General features: G+C 66.5%; 14 protein-coding genes. All 14 read left to right on the top strand.

All coding sequences use genetic code 11. The features are described from left to right. Positions 1–144: 144 nt before the first annotated feature. The 14 genes from clpX to rplU all read left to right on the top strand — a co-directional run bounded on the left by clpX (position 145) and on the right by rplU (position 18092). A complete protein-coding gene (gene clpX / locus A5645_RS13170) occupies positions 145–1425 on the top strand; it encodes an ATP-dependent Clp protease ATP-binding subunit ClpX (RefSeq protein WP_065036994.1) in 1281 nt (426 codons plus the stop codon). Positions 1426–1700: 275 nt separating this feature from the next. After that, a complete protein-coding gene (locus tag A5645_RS13165) occupies positions 1701–3647 on the top strand; it encodes a 2-oxoacid:acceptor oxidoreductase subunit alpha (RefSeq protein ID WP_155767993.1) in 1947 nt (648 codons plus the stop codon). Next, positions 3644–4732: a 2-oxoacid:ferredoxin oxidoreductase subunit beta gene (locus tag A5645_RS13160; protein ID WP_065036993.1), complete on the top strand. Its 1089-nt coding sequence runs from the start codon at positions 3644–3646 to the stop codon at positions 4730–4732. The genes A5645_RS13165 and A5645_RS13160 overlap by 4 nt, the downstream gene beginning before the upstream one ends. A 1-nt stretch (position 4733) precedes the next feature. Continuing rightward, complete coding sequence (mobA, locus tag A5645_RS13155) at positions 4734–5339, top strand: molybdenum cofactor guanylyltransferase (protein ID WP_155767992.1); 606 nt, start codon at positions 4734–4736, stop codon at positions 5337–5339. A gap of 638 nt (positions 5340–5977) precedes the next feature. Next, positions 5978–6532, top strand: a complete 555-nt coding sequence (locus A5645_RS13150) for a transglycosylase family protein (protein ID WP_065036992.1) — start codon at positions 5978–5980, stop codon at positions 6530–6532. Between the two features lie 81 nt (positions 6533–6613). Then, positions 6614–7870, top strand: a complete 1257-nt coding sequence (locus A5645_RS13145) for a saccharopine dehydrogenase family protein (RefSeq protein ID WP_065129817.1) — start codon at positions 6614–6616, stop codon at positions 7868–7870. Between the two features lie 105 nt (positions 7871–7975). Continuing rightward, complete coding sequence (locus A5645_RS13140; RefSeq protein WP_065129816.1) at positions 7976–8563, top strand: DUF937 domain-containing protein; 588 nt, start codon at positions 7976–7978, stop codon at positions 8561–8563. Positions 8564–8679: 116 nt separating this feature from the next. Beyond that, positions 8680–9324 carry a LysM peptidoglycan-binding domain-containing protein gene (locus A5645_RS13135; protein ID WP_065129813.1) on the top strand — a complete coding sequence of 215 codons (645 nt, stop codon included), beginning with the start codon at positions 8680–8682 and terminating at the stop codon, positions 9322–9324. A gap of 78 nt (positions 9325–9402) precedes the next feature. Then, on the top strand, positions 9403–12054 hold the full coding sequence (locus A5645_RS13130; RefSeq protein WP_065129811.1) for a valine--tRNA ligase: 2652 nt from the start codon (positions 9403–9405) through the stop codon (positions 12052–12054). Then, the gene (gene folC / locus A5645_RS13125) at positions 12051–13502 is read left to right on the top strand and encodes a bifunctional tetrahydrofolate synthase/dihydrofolate synthase (protein WP_065129808.1); all 1452 of its coding nucleotides are present in this window, start codon (positions 12051–12053) and stop codon (positions 13500–13502) included. The genes A5645_RS13130 and folC overlap by 4 nt, the downstream gene beginning before the upstream one ends. Continuing rightward, entirely contained in the window at positions 13499–13861 is a 363-nt protein-coding gene (locus A5645_RS13120) for a DUF4233 domain-containing protein (protein WP_065036986.1), read from the top strand. The genes folC and A5645_RS13120 overlap by 4 nt, the downstream gene beginning before the upstream one ends. 85 nt (positions 13862–13946) lie before the next feature. After that, the gene (gene ndk, locus A5645_RS13115; protein WP_065037044.1) at positions 13947–14357 is read left to right on the top strand and encodes a nucleoside-diphosphate kinase; all 411 of its coding nucleotides are present in this window, start codon (positions 13947–13949) and stop codon (positions 14355–14357) included. A gap of 318 nt (positions 14358–14675) precedes the next feature. After that, positions 14676–17597 (top strand): ribonuclease E, encoded by a 2922-nt coding sequence (gene rne, locus A5645_RS13110; RefSeq protein WP_081288331.1) that lies wholly within the window; start codon positions 14676–14678, stop codon positions 17595–17597. Positions 17598–17780: 183 nt separating this feature from the next. After that, positions 17781–18092: a 50S ribosomal protein L21 gene (gene rplU, locus A5645_RS13105; protein WP_036360766.1), complete on the top strand. Its 312-nt coding sequence runs from the start codon at positions 17781–17783 to the stop codon at positions 18090–18092. The last annotated feature ends 3 nt before the right edge of the window (positions 18093–18095 follow it).

Below are 18095 nucleotides of genomic sequence, written 5' to 3'. Positions count from 1 at the left end.
CATAAGCGCGAATAATCAGTTGAATACCAAGCAAGCTATTCGGCATTAACGGTCGCGGCAGGCCGGAACTAACGGGTAGCGTCGTGAGATACCAACCGGCAACCAAGACGTTACGGCGACACAGGAAGTAGGCCCTGAGGCATCATGGCACGCATCGGAGACGGCGGTGACCTGCTGAAGTGCTCGTTCTGCGGCAAGAGCCAGAAGCAAGTCAAGAAGCTCATTGCTGGCCCGGGCGTGTACATCTGCGACGAGTGCATCGACCTCTGCAACGAGATCATCGAAGAGGAACTGGCCGACGCCGACGACGTCAAGCTTGACGAACTGCCCAAGCCGATCGAGATTCGTGACTTCCTCGAGGGCTACGTAATCGGACAGGACACCGCCAAGCGCACGCTCGCGGTCGCCGTCTACAACCACTACAAGCGAATTCAGGCCGGCGAAAAGGGCCGTGACTCGCGCTACGAACCCGTCGAGCTCACCAAGTCCAACATCCTGATGCTCGGCCCGACCGGCTGCGGCAAGACGTACCTGGCCCAGACGCTGGCCAAGATGCTCAACGTGCCGTTCGCCATTGCCGACGCCACCGCGCTGACCGAAGCCGGCTATGTCGGTGAAGACGTCGAGAACATTTTGCTCAAGCTCATCCAGGCGGCCGACTACGACGTCAAGCGCGCCGAGACCGGCATCATCTACATCGATGAGGTGGACAAGATCGCCCGCAAGAGCGAAAACCCGTCCATCACCCGGGATGTGTCCGGCGAGGGCGTTCAGCAGGCGCTGCTGAAGATCTTGGAAGGCACCCAGGCGTCGGTTCCGCCGCAGGGCGGACGCAAGCACCCGCATCAGGAATTCATCCAGATCGACACCACCAACGTGCTGTTCATCGTCGCGGGTGCGTTCGCTGGGCTGGAGAAGATCATTTACGAGCGGGTCGGCAAGCGTGGCCTGGGCTTCGGTGCCGAGGTGCGCTCGAAGGCCGAGATCGACACCACCGACCACTTCGCCGAAGTGATGCCCGAGGACCTGATCAAGTTCGGCCTGATCCCCGAGTTCATCGGCCGCCTACCGGTGGTCGCCTCGGTCACGAACCTGGACAAGGAGTCGTTGGTCAAGATCCTCTCGGAGCCCAAAAACGCTCTGGTGAAGCAATACACCCGCCTGTTCGAGATGGACGGCGTGGAACTGGAGTTCAGCGACGAGGCGCTCGAGGCGATCGCCGACCAGGCGATCCACCGCGGCACCGGCGCGCGGGGTCTGCGCGCGATCATGGAAGAAGTACTGCTGCCGGTGATGTATGACATCCCGAGCCGCGACGACGTTGCCAAGGTGGTCGTCACCAAGGAGACCGTGCAGGACAATGTGCTGCCGACGATCGTGCCCCGCAAGCCGTCTCGTTCGGAGCGGCGCGACAAGAGCGCCTAACCGCTCGTTTTCCCGCGTCTGGCGTGTGTTTGCCACGCCAGAGTGACGAATACCACAGTTTGGCGTTTCGCCGTCGACGACCCCGCGCTGACTACGGCTTTTGCTTGCGTACTCGCTGGTAACACCGCGTTGAGAGCGGCTATACAACCTAAGAAAAGTGTCATAATTGGTACCGCCAGTGACATGAAACGTGAGAGCGGAAGAAGGCACTCCGGCGCGCGTAATCTTGGGAACCAGTGGAGTGCCTGTCCGGACACTAGATGGAAGGCGGAGACGTGGATCTGAACGGCAATGGCGCCGGGGCAGAGTCTCGTAACGGGTCCGGTCGGCAGCGCCTGGAGAACGTCGTTATCCGCTTCGCGGGAGACTCCGGCGATGGCATGCAGCTGACCGGTGACCGATTCACCTCTGAGGCGGCCCTTTTCGGAAACGACCTCGCCACCCAACCCAATTACCCCGCCGAAATCCGCGCTCCCGCAGGAACTTTGCCAGGCGTCTCGTCATTCCAGATTCAGATCGCCGACTACGACATTCTGACGGCAGGCGACCGGCCCGACGTGCTGGTCGCGATGAACCCCGCCGCGCTCAAAGCCAATATCGGTGATTTGCCGCGCGGCGGCATGGTGATCGCCAACTCCGACGAATTCACCAAGCGCAATCTGACCAAGGTCGGTTACGTCACCAACCCGCTGGAAACCGACGAGCTCGAGGAATACGTCGTCCACGCGGTACCGATGACAACCCTGACCCTCGGCGCGGTCGAAGCGATCGGCGCCACCAAGAAGGACGGCCAGCGCGCCAAGAACATGTTCGCGCTGGGATTGCTGTCGTGGATGTATTCGCGTCCGATCCAGACCAGTGAGAATTTCATCCGGGAAAAGTTCGTTCGTAAGCCCGACGTCGCTGAGGCCAACGTGCTGGCCTTGAAGGCGGGCTGGAACTACGGCGAAACCACCGAAGCGTTCGGTACCACCTACGAGGTGTCGAAGGCCTCGCTGCCGGCCGGCGAATACCGGCAGATCTCGGGCAACACCGCCTTGGCCTACGGCATCGTCGCGGCGGGCCAGCTGGCCGACAAGCAGGTGGTTCTCGGCAGTTACCCGATCACCCCGGCGTCGGACATCCTGCACGAGTTGTCCAAGCACAAGAATTTCAACGTCATCACCTTCCAGGCCGAGGACGAGATCGGCGGTATCTGCGCCGCGATCGGCGCCTCCTACGGCGGCGCGCTGGGTGTCACCAGCACCTCGGGACCGGGTATCTCGCTCAAGTCCGAGGCGCTCGGGCTCAGTGTGATGACCGAGCTGCCGCTGATCGTGATCGACGTCCAGCGCGGCGGACCGTCCACCGGGCTGCCCACCAAGACCGAGCAGGCCGACCTGCTGCAAGCCCTGTTCGGCCGCAACGGCGAGTCGCCGGTGGCGGTGGTGGCGCCGCGGTCGCCCTCCGACTGCTTCGAGACCGCGATCGAGGCCGTCCGCATCGCCGTGTCGTACCACACCCCGGTGATCGTGCTGTCCGACGGCGCCATCGCCAACGGGTCTGAGCCGTGGCGTATCCCGGACGTCAGCTCGCTCCAGCCCATCAAGCACGTCTTCGCCAAGCCGGACGAACCCTTCCAGCCCTACGCGCGTAACCCCGAGACGCTTGCCCGTCAGTTCGCCGTGCCGGGCACCCCCGGCCTGGAACACCGCATCGGCGGCCTGGAAGCGGCCAACGGTTCCGGCGACATCTCGTACGAGCCCGTCAACCACGACCTGATGGTCCGGATCCGGCAAGCCAAGATCGACGGCATCAGCGTCCCCGATCTCGAGGTGGACGACCCGACCGGCGACGCGGAGTTGCTGCTGATCGGGTGGGGCAGTTCCTACGGCCCCATCGGCGAAGCCTGCCGACGGGCGCGGCGCAAGGGCATCAAGGTCGCCCATGCCCACCTGCGCCACCTCAACCCGTTCCCGGCCAACCTGGGCGATGTGTTGCGTCGCTACCCGCAGGTGGTGTGTCCGGAGATGAACCTCGGCCAGCTCGCGATGCTGTTGCGCGCGAAATATCTGGTGAACGTGCAGTCGGTGAGCAAGGTGCACGGCCTGTCTTTCCTGGCCGACGAAGTGGGCCGCGTCATCCGCGCCGCGTTGGGCGGGACGTTGGCAGACATCGAGCAAGACAAAACCATGGTCGCCCGGTTGTCGGCGGCCACGGTTGGAGCGGGAGCCGCACTATGACCAACCTGATTGGGGCCGACCTGGGCGTCACCCCCAAGCCGAGCAAGAACGACGGGGTGCCCCGGCTCTCCGGTGAAGACCAGCCGCAGAAGGGCAAGGACTTCACCAGCGACCAAGAAGTCCGTTGGTGCCCGGGTTGCGGTGACTACGTCATCCTCAACACGATCCGCAACTTCCTGCCCGAGCTCGGGCTGCGTCGCGAGAACATCGTGTTCATCAGTGGCATCGGCTGCTCCAGCCGGTTCCCGTACTACCTGGAGACCTACGGGTTCCACTCGATCCACGGCCGGGCTCCGGCCATCGCCACCGGTCTGGCGCTGGCGCGTGAAGACCTGTCGGTCTGGGTGGTCACCGGTGACGGGGACGCGCTGTCCATCGGCGGCAACCACCTCATCCATGCGCTGCGCCGCAACGTCAACATCACGGTGCTGCTGTTCAACAACAGGATCTACGGGCTGACCAAGGGTCAGTACTCGCCCACATCCGAGGTCGGCAAGATCACCAAGTCGACCCCGATGGGTTCGCTGGACCACCCGTTCAACCCGGTGTCCCTGGCGCTGGGCGCGGAAGCGACGTTCGTCGGCCGGGCGCTGGACTCCGACCGCGCCGGTCTGTCCGAGGTACTGCGCGCCGCGGCCCAACATCGCGGCGCCGCCCTGGTCGAGATCATGCAGGACTGCCCGATCTTCAACGACGGCTCGTTCGACGTGCTGCGCAAGGAGGGCGCCGAGGAGCGGGTGATCAAGGTCCGGCACGGTGAGCCGATTGTGTTCGGCGCCAATGGTGAGTTCTGCGTGGTGAAGTCAGGCTTCAGCCTGGAAGTGGCCAAGACGGCCGACGTCGCCGTGGATGAAATCGTGGTCCACGACGCGCATTCCGACGACTCGGCCTATGCCTTCGCGCTGTCGCGGCTATCGGATCAGAATCTCGACCACACAGTTTTGGGTATCTTCCGCGACATCAGCCGGCCCACTTACGACGACGCGGCCCGTTCGCAGGTCACCACGGCCAGAACTGCGACCGCATCCGACCAAGCCGCGCTGCAATCGCTGCTGCGCGGTCGCGACACCTGGACCGTGGACTGAGGTGACAACACAGGTGCCCGAGGAGATTTCACTGGCCGGTGTCGTCCTTGCCGGCGGCGAATCGCGGCGCATGGGCCGTGACAAAGCGACCCTGGCGGTGCCGGGTGGCAGTACCACACTGGTCGAGCATGTGGTAAGCGTTGTGGCTCAACGTTGTTCGCCGGTGTATGTGATGGCGGCGCCGGGCCAACCGTTGCCGGCGCTGCCGGTTCCCATCCTGCGCGACGAAATGCGTGGACTCGGCCCGCTGCCGGCGACTGGGCGCGGTCTGCGCGAGGCCGCGGCCGCGGGGGCAAAGCTCGCATTCGTCTCGGCGGTCGACATGCCTTCGCTGACAACCGATTTGATCGACGAGCTGGCCCGCCTGGCGGTCGAGACCAACGCCGAAATCGTGATGCCGTGGGACGGCCGTAGTCATTATCTGGCCGCGGTGTACCGCACGGACCTGGCCGACCGGATCGACGCGCTGGTCGCCGGCGGGGCGCGCCGGATGAGCGCTTTGATCGATGCCTCGGACTCCCAGCAGATTGTCATGCCGGAATCCGATGCTTTGACCAACGTGAACACCGAGGCCGATTTGAGAACGCCGGTGCGGTCCGGGCGCTGACCCGTCGCGTGCTGATCGTGTTCGCTGAAATCACTTGTGTTACTTGACTATCGACAACTTGGCGCAAGTGAAACTGTGACGCACTCGAACGGCTTGCCTGGCATGTGGGCTGGGTCACCCCGGCATTCGACTCGGCGCCCCAGCCTCGCCGAGATTTTCAAACCCCAAATCCGGTGTCACAGCTCACATTATGAGCGTGATTCGGCTCACCAAACCGCGACTTCGTTGCCCCGTCGACACCGTCCGTGAATGCGTGATTGACCTGCGCTAACCCTTGTGGATCTGCGCCGTGACCGACTCGTGACCGCAGCGAGATCTTCGCGTCGCCGAGATGACGAATCCAAATCGTTATCGTACGGTCCTGTTAGCCCGAAAGCGGGCCCGCAAAACCGAATAGGTAAACCGAAAACTGAATCCACGGACCCGCGTGTGAGCGGAGCGGGGGACGGCAACCGAGTACCGGTGCCGCCCCGCAGGCGACGGTCAACGGCCGCGCCGGGTAATTAGACCCTCCGCTGTCGTGCCGAAACGAGACGGCACGCCCTGAAGCAGTTATTTCCGCGTCTTTTGACGCAGCAATCCAATCCGACCCACAGCTGTGGGCTGGCTTCGGCGCGCGCGCAACGAAAGGAACAAGCTTGAAGAACGTCCGCAAGACGCTCATCCTCGCCGCGATCACCGGGACCCTCGTGACCATGCCGGGCGCCGGCATTGCACATGCCGACGTCGAGGGCGTGGACCCGAACGTGGCGCCGGGCTTCGACCCGAACCTGCCGGCCCCGGATGCGCCGCCTGTCGAGCCGGCCGGGTTCGACCCGAACCTGCCGGCCCCGGATGCGCCGCCTGTCGACGCTCCGCCGGCCGACGCGCCGCCCGCCCCGGAGCCTGCCGGCTTCGACCCGAACCTGCCGGCTCCGGACGCACCGCCCGTGGACCAGGTCCCCGCACCGGCGCCCAAGGCGTACAGCGTGAACTGGGACGCGATCGCGCAGTGCGAATCCGGCGGCAACTGGGGCATCAGCACCGGTAACGGTTACTCCGGCGGCCTGCAGTTCACCTCCAGCACCTGGCGTGCCAACGGTGGCTCGGGATCCGCTGCCGGTGCCAGCCGTGAGGAGCAGATCCGCGTGGCCGAGAACGTGCTGCATTCGCAGGGCATCGGTGCCTGGCCGGTTTGCGGCCGACGCGGCTGATCAGCCGATAAACGAATAGCGACAAGTGCCGGGCTACCAGCCCGGCACTTCGTCGTTTCTGCCCGTAGTAGCGTCGAACCGGTGACCGATACGCCACGTGAATTCGACATCATCGTGTACGGAGCCACCGGGTTCGTAGGGAAGCTGACCGCCGACTACCTCTCCCGCGCCGGCCAAGACGCGAAGATCGCACTGGCGGGCAGATCGACCGAGCGGTTGGAGGCGGTCCGCAGCTCGCTCGGACCGTCCGCCCAATCCTGGCAATTGGTGACCGCCGACGCCTCATCCCAGGCCACGCTCGAGGAGATGGCCGCCCGCACCCGGGTCGTCATCACCACCGTCGGGCCTTACACCCATTACGGGTTGCCGCTGGTGGCCGCGTGCGCCGCCGCGGGGACCGACTACGCCGATCTGACCGGTGAGGCGATGTTCGTCCGGGAAAGCATCGACCAATTCCACAAGCAGGCAGCCGACACGGGCGCCCGGATCGTGCACGCGTGCGGTTTCGACTCGATTCCGTCGGACATGACGGTGTATGCGCTGTACAAGGCCGCGCGCGACGACGGCGCGGGCGAACTGGCCGACACCAACTTCGTGGTCCGCTCGTTGCGCGGCGGGGCGTCCGGTGGCACCATCGCCTCGGTATTGGAGGTGCTGCGCACCGCATCCCGCGACCCCGAGGCGCGCCGGCAGATGGCCGACCCGTACACCCTCAGTAGCGACCGCGGAGCGGAACCCGAGGTGGGCAAGCAGCCCGACCTGCCGCTGCGGCGCGGCAGCCAGCTCGCCCCCGAACTCAGCGGACTGTGGACAGCGGCTTTCCTGATGGCGCCCTACAACACCCGAATCGTTCGGCGCAGCAACGCTTTACTCGATTGGGCCTACGGGCGCCAGTTCCGTTACACCGAAACGATGAGCGTCGGCTCCTCACCGCTCGCGCCGGTCGCGTCGGCCGCCATGACCGGCTTCGGCAACGCGATGTTCGCCGTCGGCAGCCGCTTGTTCCACCGCCTTCCGAGTGGATTGGTGGAGCGGGTCGTTCCCAAACCGGGCAGCGGCCCCAGCGAGGCGACCCGTGAGCGCGGCTTCTACAAAGTGGAGACATACACCACGACCACCTCGGGCGCACGCTACGTGGCCCGGATGGAACAGCGGGGCGACCCTGGCTATAAGGCGACATCGGTGCTGTTGGGCGAGTGCGGCCTCGCGTTGGCCAAAGACCGCGACAAGCTGTCCGACCTGCGCGGGGTCCTGACCCCCGCGGCGGCCATGGGCGACGCGCTGCTGGACCGTCTCCCGGCGGCAGGAGTCTCGTTGCAGACCGAGAGATTGACATGACGTGTCGGGTGGGAACCCTCCGCGCCAAGGGGTGCCCATCCGGGAGGCGTGAGTCTACTGTCGAAGATGCGACCCCCTACGAATTAGCGACGAAGGTGGAGAGCGATGGCCGATCTCGACGATCTTTACCAGCAGATTCCGACCGCGGAGCTCGCAACCCGGTTAGGCGCGGACCAAGGTGAGGTGGACAAGGCGGTGCACACGCTGGTGCCCGTCTTGCTCAGCGGGTTGCAGCACGGCAGCCAAGACCCCGAGCATGCCAGCAGGATCGAATCCGCGGCCAGCGGTCACGCCGCCCGGGGCCTGCTCGACGCCGGCGGCGGCGGACCGACGCTGGACCAGGTAGACGAGAATGACGGACACCAGGCCGTCTCGACCCTGTTCGGCGGTAAAGACACCGACGAGGTCGCATCGGCACTGGCCGGTGGCGGCGCGGGCAACAGCGACCTGCTCAAGAAGCTGCTACCGGTGGTGCTGCCAATCGTGTTGGCTTACATCGGAAAACAACTCGGCTCGGGCAATACGCAGGAAACCGGCGCGCAGAAGGGTTCCGGCGGACTGGGCGACATCCTCGGCAGCATCCTGGGCGGCGGCAACGACAAGGGGCTCGGCGGCATCCTCGGCAACGTGCTGAGCGGCAAGGGCGGCGGCCTGGGCGACATCCTCGGTGGTTTGCTGGGCGGCCGGAAATAGCCAGCGCCACAACATAATTGCGCTGAGCCGAAGTCTGTTCCGGTAAGTGCAGGATTAGTAGCCTCGCGCTGCGGGGTAGTACCAGAACCGAAACCGACGCAACGAGAGGGAAAGTCATGGCAGACACGCTCCAAGAAGGTCAGAAGCTGGTACGCGGCGAGTCGCTGGTGTCCAACAACGGGGCCTACACGCTCACCCTGCAAGATGACGGGAACCTGGTGCTCGCTTCGCGCGGTAAGCCGCTGTGGGCCACCTCGACCGACGGTCAGGATGTGGTGCGCGCCGAGGTGCAACGCGACGGCAACTTTGTCCTCTACACGGCCGACAAGCCGGTATGGCACACCGACACCAAGGGCAAGAAGCAGGTCAGGCTCGTCCTGCAGGACGACCGCAATCTGGTGCTCTACGCCGCCGACGGTCCGGCCTGGTCCACCAAGACCGAGACCGACGCGCCGCCGCCGCCCGAACCGGTCGCCGAGCCCGCCGCCGAGGATCTCGATGACAAGGGCATTTCCCAGGACGGGCCGGCGCCCACCGACCAAGCAGTCGCCGAGCCCGTCGGAGAGTCGGCGCCCGACGCCCCGCCGCAACCCGCGCCGGAACCCGCCGCGCGCACCTACACCGTCGAATCGGGCGACACCCTGTGGGCCATCGCCGAGCGCTTCTACGGCGACGGAAGCAAGTACCAGGTCATCGCGGACGCCAGCGGCATCCCCAACCCCGACCTGATCTACCCGGGGCAAGTCGTCACAATTCCCTGACCAGGCGCGCCTGAACTCGCTCACCTGCGGATTCAGGCCGTTATACGGGGCGCGGGCGGCGGTTCCTAGAATTGACCGGTGACCGCCAGCCCCCGCCCCGACGACGACCAGCTACCCAAGTCCTGGGATCCGGCCGCGATGGAGGACGTGATCTACCAGCGGTGGCTGGATGCCGGCTACTTCGCCGCGGACCCGCACAGCACCAAGCCCGCCTACTCGATCGTGCTGCCGCCGCCGAACGTGACCGGCAGCCTGCACATGGGTCACGCGCTCGAGCACACCATGATGGACGCGCTGACCCGCCGCAAGCGCATGCAGGGCTACGAGGTGCTGTGGCAGCCCGGCATGGACCACGCCGGCATCGCCACCCAGAGCGTGGTGGAAAAGCAGTTGGCTGTCGACGGCAAGACCAAAGAGGACTTCGGCCGTGAGCTGTTCGTCGAGAAGGTCTGGGACTGGAAGCGGGAATCCGGCGGGGCCATCGGCGGCCAGATGCGCCGGCTCGGTGATGGCGTCGACTGGAGCCGCGATCGGTTCACCATGGACGAGGGCCTGTCGCGTGCGGTGCGAACCATCTTCAAACGGCTCTACGACGAGGGGCTGATCTACCGGGCCGAGCGACTGGTCAACTGGTCACCGGTGCTTCAGACGGCCATCTCCGACCTGGAGGTCAACTACCAGGACGTCGAAGGGGAGCTGGTCTCGTTCCGCTACGGCTCGCTCGACGACGCCGAACCGCACATCGTCGTCGCGACCACCCGCGTCGAGACCATGCTCGGCGACACCGCGATCGCGGTGCACCCGGACGACGACCGCTACCGCCACCTGGTTGGGACCACCCTGGCGCACCCGTTCGTCGAACGCGAGATGATCGTCGTCGCCGACGAACACGTGGATCCCGAATTCGGGACCGGCGCAGTCAAAGTCACGCCCGCCCACGACCCGAACGACTTCGACATCGGGATGCGCCATCAGCTGCCGATGCCATCGATCATGGACACCAAGGGCCGAATTGCCGGCACCGGAACGCAATTCGACGGCATGGACCGCTTCGAGGCACGGGTGGCGGTGCGCGAGGCGCTGGCCGCCCAGGGCCGGGTGGTCGAGGAGAAGCGGCCCTACCTGCACAGCGTCGGGCACTCCGAGCGCAGCGGCGAGCCGATCGAACCGCGATTGTCCCTGCAGTGGTGGGTTCGAGTGGAATCGATGGCCAAGGCCGCCGGGGACGCGGTCCGCAACGGCGACACGGTGATTCACCCGGCCAGCCTGGAGCCACGGTGGTTCGCCTGGGTGGACGACATGCACGACTGGTGCATCTCGCGGCAGCTGTGGTGGGGTCACCGCATCCCGATCTGGTACGGGCCCGACGGCGAGCAGATCTGCGTCGGCCCCGACGAGACACCGCCGGAGGGCTGGGAGCAGGACCCCGACGTGCTGGACACGTGGTTCTCCTCGGCGCTGTGGCCGTTCTCCACGCTGGGCTGGCCGTCACGCACGGCCGAGTTGGAGAAGTTCTATCCGACCAGCGTGCTGGTCACCGGTTACGACATCCTGTTCTTCTGGGTGGCCCGGATGATGATGTTCGGCACCTACGTCGGGGGCGACGACGCCATCACCCTCGGAGGGGGTCGGGGCCCGCAGGTGCCGTTCACCAACGTGTTCCTACACGGCCTGATCCGCGACGAATTCGGCCGCAAGATGAGCAAATCCAAAGGCAACGTGATCGACCCGCTGGACTGGATGGACAAGTTCGGCGCCGACGCGCTGCGCTTCACCCTGGCCCGCGGCGCCAGCCCCGGCGGTGACCTGGCCATCGGCGAGGACGCCGTCCGGGCCTCGCGCAACTTCGGCACCAAGCTGTTCAACGCGACCCGGTACGCGCTGCTCAACGGCGCCGCCCTGGCGCCCCTGCCCCCACTGAACGAGCTCACCGATGCCGACCGCTGGATCCTGGGCCGGCTGGAAGAGGTTCGGGCCGAAGTGGATTCGGCATTCGACAGCTACGAGTTCAGCCGGGCCTGCGAAGCTCTCTACCACTTCGCCTGGGACGAATTCTGCGACTGGTACCTGGAACTGGCCAAAACCCAACTGGGGCAAGGTCTCACCCACACCACCGCCGTGCTGGCCGCCGGCCTGGACACGTTGCTGCGCCTGCTGCATCCGGTGATCCCGTTCATCACCGAGGCGTTGTGGCAGGCGTTGACGCACCAGGAGTCGTTGGTGATCGCCGAGTGGCCGACGCCTTCGGGCCTGGCGCTTGATCCGGTTGCCGCACAACGAATCACCGATATGCAGAAGCTGGTGACCGAGGTGCGGCGGTTCCGCAGTGATCAGGGCCTGGCCGATCGGCAGAAGGTGCCGGCCCGGTTGGTTGGTGTCGAGGACGCCGACCTGAGCCCGCAGGTTCCCGCGGTGACGTCGCTTGCCTGGCTCACCGAGCCCAGTGAGGACTTCGGCGCCTCGGTGTCCCTCGAGGTGCGGCTCAGCGCTGCCACCGTCGTCGTCGAACTCGACACCTCGGGCACCATCGACGTCGCCGCCGAGCGTCGTCGTCTCGAAAAAGATCTGGCCGCAGCGCAAAAGGAGCTGGCGTCCACTGCCGCCAAGCTCGGCAACGCGGACTTCCTGGCCAAGGCCCCGGAGGCGGTCGTAGGCAAGATCCGCGCACGACAACAGCTGGCGCAGGAGGAAACCGAGCGGATCACGGCCAGGTTGGCTGCGCTGCAATGACTTCGGAGACACCCGACTGGGAGTCGGGCACCCGGCTCGCGCCCACCCCGGACGAGATCGCCTCGCTGCTGCAGGTGGAGCACCTGCTGGATCAGCGCTGGCCGGAGACGCGCATCGAGCCCAGCCTGACCCGGATCAGCGCACTGATGGACCTGCTCGGATCCCCGCAACTGAGCTATCCGTCGATCCACGTCGCCGGCACCAACGGCAAGACGTCGGTGGTCCGGATGATCGACGCGCTGATCACCGCTTTCCAGCAGCGGACCGGTCGTACCACCAGCCCGCACCTGCAGTCGGCAGTGGAACGCATTTCGATCGACGGCAGGCCGATCACACCGGCGCAGTATGTCGAGACCTACCGGGAAATCGAGCCGTACATCCAGATAATCGACCAGCAGTCGCAAGCCGCCGGTGGTCCGGCGATGAGCAAGTTCGAGGTGCTGACCGCGATGGCGTTCGCCGCCTTCGCGGACGCGCCGGTCGATGTCGCGGTGGTCGAGGTGGGCATGGGTGGCCGCTGGGACGCCACCAACGTGATCAATGCGCCGGTGGCCGTCATCACCCCGATCAGCGTCGACCACGTCGATTACCTCGGGCCCGAAATCAGCGGCATCGCGGGGGAGAAGGCCGGCATCATCACCCGCGCCCCGGACGGCGCGCCGGACACCGTGGCCGTCATCGGGCGCCAGACAGCCGAGGCGATGGAAGTGCTGCTCGCCCAGACGGTGCAGGCCGACGCCGCCGTCGCCCGAGAGGACTCGGAGTTCGCGGTGCTGGAGCGCCAGGTCGCGATCGGTGGGCAGATGCTGCAGCTGCAGGGTCTCGGCGGGGTGTACTCGGACATTTATCTGCCGCTGCACGGCGAGCACCAGGCGCACAACGCGGCGGTCGCGCTGGCCGCGGTGGAGGCCTTCTTCGGCGCGGGCGCCCAGCGGCAGCTCGACGTCGACCTGGTCCGGGCCGGTTTCGCCGCCGTGACCAGCCCCGGTCGGCTGGAGCGCATGCGCAGCGCCCCGACGGTGTTCATCGATGCGGCGCACAATCCGGCCGGGGCGACCGCGCTCGCGCAGACGCTGGCCGACGAGTTCGATTTCCGCACCCTGGTCGGGGTGGTCAGCGTGCTCTCCGACAAGGACGTGGACGGCATCCTCGCCGCGCTGGAGCCGGTGTTCGACCACATCGTGGTGACTCAGAACGGGTCGCCCCGCGCCCTTGACGTGGAGTCGCTGGCGCTGGTGGCCCAGCAGCGATTCGGGCCGGACCGGGTGGTTACCGCCGAAAACCTGCGCGACGCGATCGGCGCCGCGACCGCCCTGGTAGACGAGGCCGGCTTCGAGGCGGGCGTGGTAGCCGAGGACGGTGCGCTGTCCGGGGCGGGGATCGTCATCACCGGGTCGGTGGTCACCGCCGGTGCCGCCCGAACCCTGTTCGGTCGTGATCCCGAATGACCGATCAGCCGCCCGCTGACCCGTGGAAGAGCTTCGCCGGGGTGATGGCCGGGACGCTCATCCTCGAGGTGATCGTGGTGCTGCTGGCCATCCCGGTGGTAGGTGCCGTCGGCGGGGGCCTGAACGCCAAGTCGCTGGGCTTTTTGATCGGGATGGCCGTGCTGCTGGTGGTGCTGGCCGGCTTGCAGCGCAGGCCGTGGGCGATCTGGGCGAATGTGGGCGTGCAATTCGTGCTGGTCGCGGGGTTTTTGGTGGATCCCGCCGTCGGCTTCATCGGTGTGCTGTTCGCTGCGGTGTGGGCGCTGATTGCCTACCTGCGCGCCGAGGTACGGCGCCGGCAGCAACCGCCGCAGGCCTGAACCTGCGCCCACGGCGCCGACCCCGCCCAGCGAATGGGTCACGGCGACTTGGTGACGGTGACCGCGGACCTTTACTGTGTGCACCGTGACTGAACGGACCCTCGTATTGATCAAGCCCGACGGCGTGGAGCGCCAGTTGATTGGCGAGATACTCGGCCGCATCGAGCGCAAGGGCCTCACCATCGCGGCCCTGGAGCTCAGGACCGTGGGCGAGGACCTGGCCCGTCGTCATTACGCCGAACACGACGGCAAGCCGTTCTTCGGGTCGTTGCTGGAGTTCATCACCTCCGGGCCGGTGGTCGCGGCCGTGGTCTCCGGGCCGCGCGCGATCGCCGCATTCCGTCAGCTCGCCGGCGGTACCGACCCGGTGGACAAAGCTACCCCGGGCACCATCCGCGGGGATTTCGGCCTGGAAACGCAGTTCAACCTGGTGCACGGGTCGGATTCGCCCGAATCGGCACAGCGCGAAATCGAGCTCTGGTTCCCCGGCATCTGACGCCGTTCGGGCCGGCTGAGTAGGCGGCCACGTCAGGCGCGCGTGAGCTCGTTGCGTGATGTGGGATACTGGCTCCGGGTGAACGTCGTCGAACTGGCGTCGGACACTCGAATGAAGACTTTGACAAGCGCGACCATCGCCAGTCCGCGGTGCGGCGCAGCATGTGGAGCCGTCATTCAGCACGGCGCCGAGTGGGCTCCTCGTGGGCCGCTCGGGGCGAGACCATCACAAGTCCGGGGGAAGTAACCCGGACTCATAGCGCAGCCCTCGCGTGGCCGCGTCGATAGGACGACGCGCCCGGGGGCTTGAGGAGAATACGTGGTAGACGGTGCCCCATCTTCCGACCCAGCAAACGAGCCGACACAGCGTGAGGACCTGCCCGAGCGCCTGAGGGTCCATTCGCTCGCCCGAACTCTGGGAACCACCAGCAGGCGGGTACTCGATGCGTTGGCCGCCCTCGACGGCCGGATCCGCAGCGCGCATTCCAGCGTCGATCATGTCGACGCGGTCCGGGTGCGTGACCTGCTGGCCGCCCAGCCGGATGCACCCGAGGATGCCGCCGCAACGGAACCCGTCGGCGAGGCCGCAGAACCCGAGTCCCGGCTGATGCTGGAACCACCACCCGTCGAACGTCCGCACTACATGCCGCTGTTCGTGGCGCCGCAGCCGGTCCGGGAACCGGTCCAGGCCCGCGACGACGATGATGACGATGATTCCGCCGACGACTCCGAGGACCTGGACGGTTCGGGGGCAGACGACGACGAAGAGCAGGCGGACCGGCCGGCCAACAAGCGGCGGCGCCGCGGACGTCGGGGCCGCGGTCGCGGGCGCGGTGAACAGAACGGCGCCGACAGCGACAGCCCAAATCAATCCGGCACCGACACTGAGACCCGTGCCGGCGACGACAGCGACTCGGAGGACGGCAAGGATTCCGACGACGCCGACGCTGACGACAACGAGGATGAGAACGGCTCGGCCGAGGGCGCCAGCCGTCGCCGCCGCCGCCGCAGACGACGCAAGTCCGGAAACGGCGATGACGGTGACGACGGTCCCGCCCCCGACGACCCGCCCAACACCGTGGTGCACGAGCGCGCCCCGCGCAGTGGCGGCAAGCAGGACAGCGGATCCGACTCCGGTTCCGGGGAGATCAAGGGCATCGACGGCTCGACGCGGCTGGAAGCCAAGCGGCAACGCCGCCGGGACGGGCGCGACGCGGGTCGTCGCCGCCCGCCGGTACTGACCGAGGCCGAGTTCCTGGCCCGGCGTGAAGCCGTGGAGCGGGTGATGGTGGTGCGCGACCGGGTCCGCACCGAGCCGCCGCACCCGGGCACGCGGTACACCCAGATCGCGGTGCTCGAAGACGGCATCGTGGTGGAGCACTTTGTGACCTCGGCGGCCTCGGCCTCTTTGGTCGGCAACATCTACCTCGGCATCGTGCAGAACGTGCTCCCGTCGATGGAAGCGGCTTTCGTCGACATCGGCCGCGGCCGCAACGGCGTGTTGTACGCGGGTGAGGTCAACTGGGAGGCTGCGGGTCTGGGCGGCGCGGACCGCAAGATCGAGCAGGCCCTCAAACCCGGCGACTACGTGGTGGTGCAGGTCAGCAAGGACCCGGTCGGACACAAGGGTGCCCGGCTGACCACCCAGGTGTCGCTGGCCGGGCGCTACCTGGTCTACGTGCCCGGTGCGTCGTCGACAGGTATCAGCCGCAAGCTGCCCGACACCGAACGCCAGCGGCTGAAGGAGATTCTGCGCGAGGTGGTGCCGTCCAACGCCGGCGTCATCATCCGCACCGCCTCCGAGGGCGTCAAAGAGGAGGACATCCGCGGCGATGTCACCCGGCTGCAGGAGCGCTGGAGCCAGATCGAGACCAAGGCCGCGGAGACCAAAAAGAAGGCCGCCGGCGCGGCGGTCGCGCTCTACGAAGAGCCCGACGTGTTGGTCAAGGTCATCCGGGACCTGTTCAACGAGGACTTCTCCGGGCTGATCGTCTCCGGTGACGAGGCCTGGACGACGATCAATGAGTACGTCAATTCCGTTGCACCCGACCTTGTTTCGAAGCTGACCAAATACGAGGCTCCGGCGGGGCCGGACGGTCAGGCGGGCCCGGATGTCTTCGCGGTCCACCGCATCGACGAGCAATTGGCCAAGGCGATGGACCGCAAGGTGTGGCTGCCGTCCGGCGGCACCCTGGTGATCGACCGGACCGAGGCGATGACGGTGGTCGACGTCAACACCGGCAAATTCACCGGGTCCGGCGGCAACCTGGAACAAACCGTCACCAAGAACAACCTCGAGGCGGCCGAGGAGATCGTCCGCCAGCTACGGCTGCGCGATATCGGCGGGATCGTCGTCATCGACTTCATCGACATGGTGCTCGAGTCCAACCGCGACCTCGTGCTGCGCCGACTGACCGAGGCGCTCGCCCGCGACCGCACCCGCCACCAGGTATCCGAGGTGACGTCGCTGGGTCTGGTGCAGTTGACCCGTAAGCGGCTGGGGACCGGGCTCATCGAGGCGTTCTCGAGTTCGTGCCCGCACTGTGCCGGCCGCGGCATCATGCTGCACGCTGACCCGGTCGACTCGGCGCCCAGCACCAGCCGCAAGTCCGAGTCCGGCGGGCGGCGCAGCCGGCGGTCGAAAAAGGCCCGATCCGACGACGCGGCCGACAAGAGCGTGGTGGCGAAGGTCCCGGCGCACGCACCCGGTGAGCACCCGATGTTCAAGGCGATGGCGGCGGGCGCCTCCGCGCGTGACGACGACGACGCCGACGAGCACGATGACGAAGCGACCGAGATCGACGAGCAGACCGCGAATGTCAGCCCCGAGTCGGCTGATGACAGCCAAGATGCCCATGACACCGACGACACCGACGACACCGACGACGCCGAGGACTTCGACGACACCGACGAGGACAGCGACGAGGACAGCGACGAGGACGACGACACGGACGAACTCGACGAGGACGAGGAAGACCTCGACGACGAGGACGTCGACGAGCTCGACGATGAAGACCTCGACGATGACAACGACGACGACGAGGACGACGAGGACGACGAGGACGAGGACGACTCCGAGATCGAGGACTCTGATGAGGATGTCGACGACTCCGACGACGACGACTCCGACGACGAGGACGACGAAGACGAGGACGACGGCGCCGTTGCGGCGGCATCAGCTCGTCCCCGTCGGCGGCGCGCGGCCGGCCTCGCGGCCGGACCCCCGATCCATATGGACTGACCACGGGCCGGTTTGACCCTGTAGCCGCTGGTCACGTACCCTTGGACAGTTGTCGTCAGGCCCTTCGCTCGGCGGATGGATGTGTTCGACGACAGTGGGACTGAACCCGCACCCCAGACCACCACGCGCACGTCGCTGATACGCGCGCGACGCAGGTAGAAGACAGAAGAGGCAGGAGCACCGATGGCGACCTACGCAATCGTCAAGACCGGCGGCAAGCAGTACAAGGTTGCCGTCGGCGATGTCGTCAAGGTCGAGAAGCTCGAGTCCGAGCCGGGCGCGAACGTATCGCTGCCGGTAGCCCTGGTCGTCGACGGCGCCAATGTCACCACCGACGCCGACGCGCTGGCCAAGGTCGCGGTCACCGGTGAGGTGCTCGAGCACACCAAGGGCCCCAAGATCCGCATCCACAAGTTCAAGAACAAGACCGGCTACCACAAGCGGCAGGGACACCGTCAGCAGCTGACGGTCCTCAAGGTCACCGGAATCAAGTAGTAG

This window comes from Mycobacterium asiaticum, assembly GCF_001673635.1.
Classification (GTDB): Bacteria; Actinomycetota; Actinomycetes; order Mycobacteriales; family Mycobacteriaceae; genus Mycobacterium; species Mycobacterium asiaticum_C.
This window is presented reverse-complemented; position numbering and strand designations above follow the sequence as displayed.

What these genes read in the sequence shown, in the direction of transcription:
- clpX (WP_065036994.1), top strand. Translation starts at nt 145, where the DNA reads ATGGCACGCATCGGAGACGGCGGTGACCTGCTGAAGTGCTCGTTCTGC.
- A5645_RS13160 (WP_065036993.1), top strand. Translation starts at nt 3,644, where the DNA reads ATGACCAACCTGATTGGGGCCGACCTGGGCGTCACCCCCAAGCCGAGC.
- A5645_RS13140 (WP_065129816.1), top strand. Translation starts at nt 7,976, where the DNA reads ATGGCCGATCTCGACGATCTTTACCAGCAGATTCCGACCGCGGAGCTC.
- A5645_RS13135 (WP_065129813.1), top strand. Translation starts at nt 8,680, where the DNA reads ATGGCAGACACGCTCCAAGAAGGTCAGAAGCTGGTACGCGGCGAGTCG.
- folC (WP_065129808.1), top strand. Translation starts at nt 12,051, where the DNA reads ATGACTTCGGAGACACCCGACTGGGAGTCGGGCACCCGGCTCGCGCCC.
- A5645_RS13120 (WP_065036986.1), top strand. Translation starts at nt 13,499, where the DNA reads ATGACCGATCAGCCGCCCGCTGACCCGTGGAAGAGCTTCGCCGGGGTG.
- rplU (WP_036360766.1), top strand. Translation starts at nt 17,781, where the DNA reads ATGGCGACCTACGCAATCGTCAAGACCGGCGGCAAGCAGTACAAGGTT.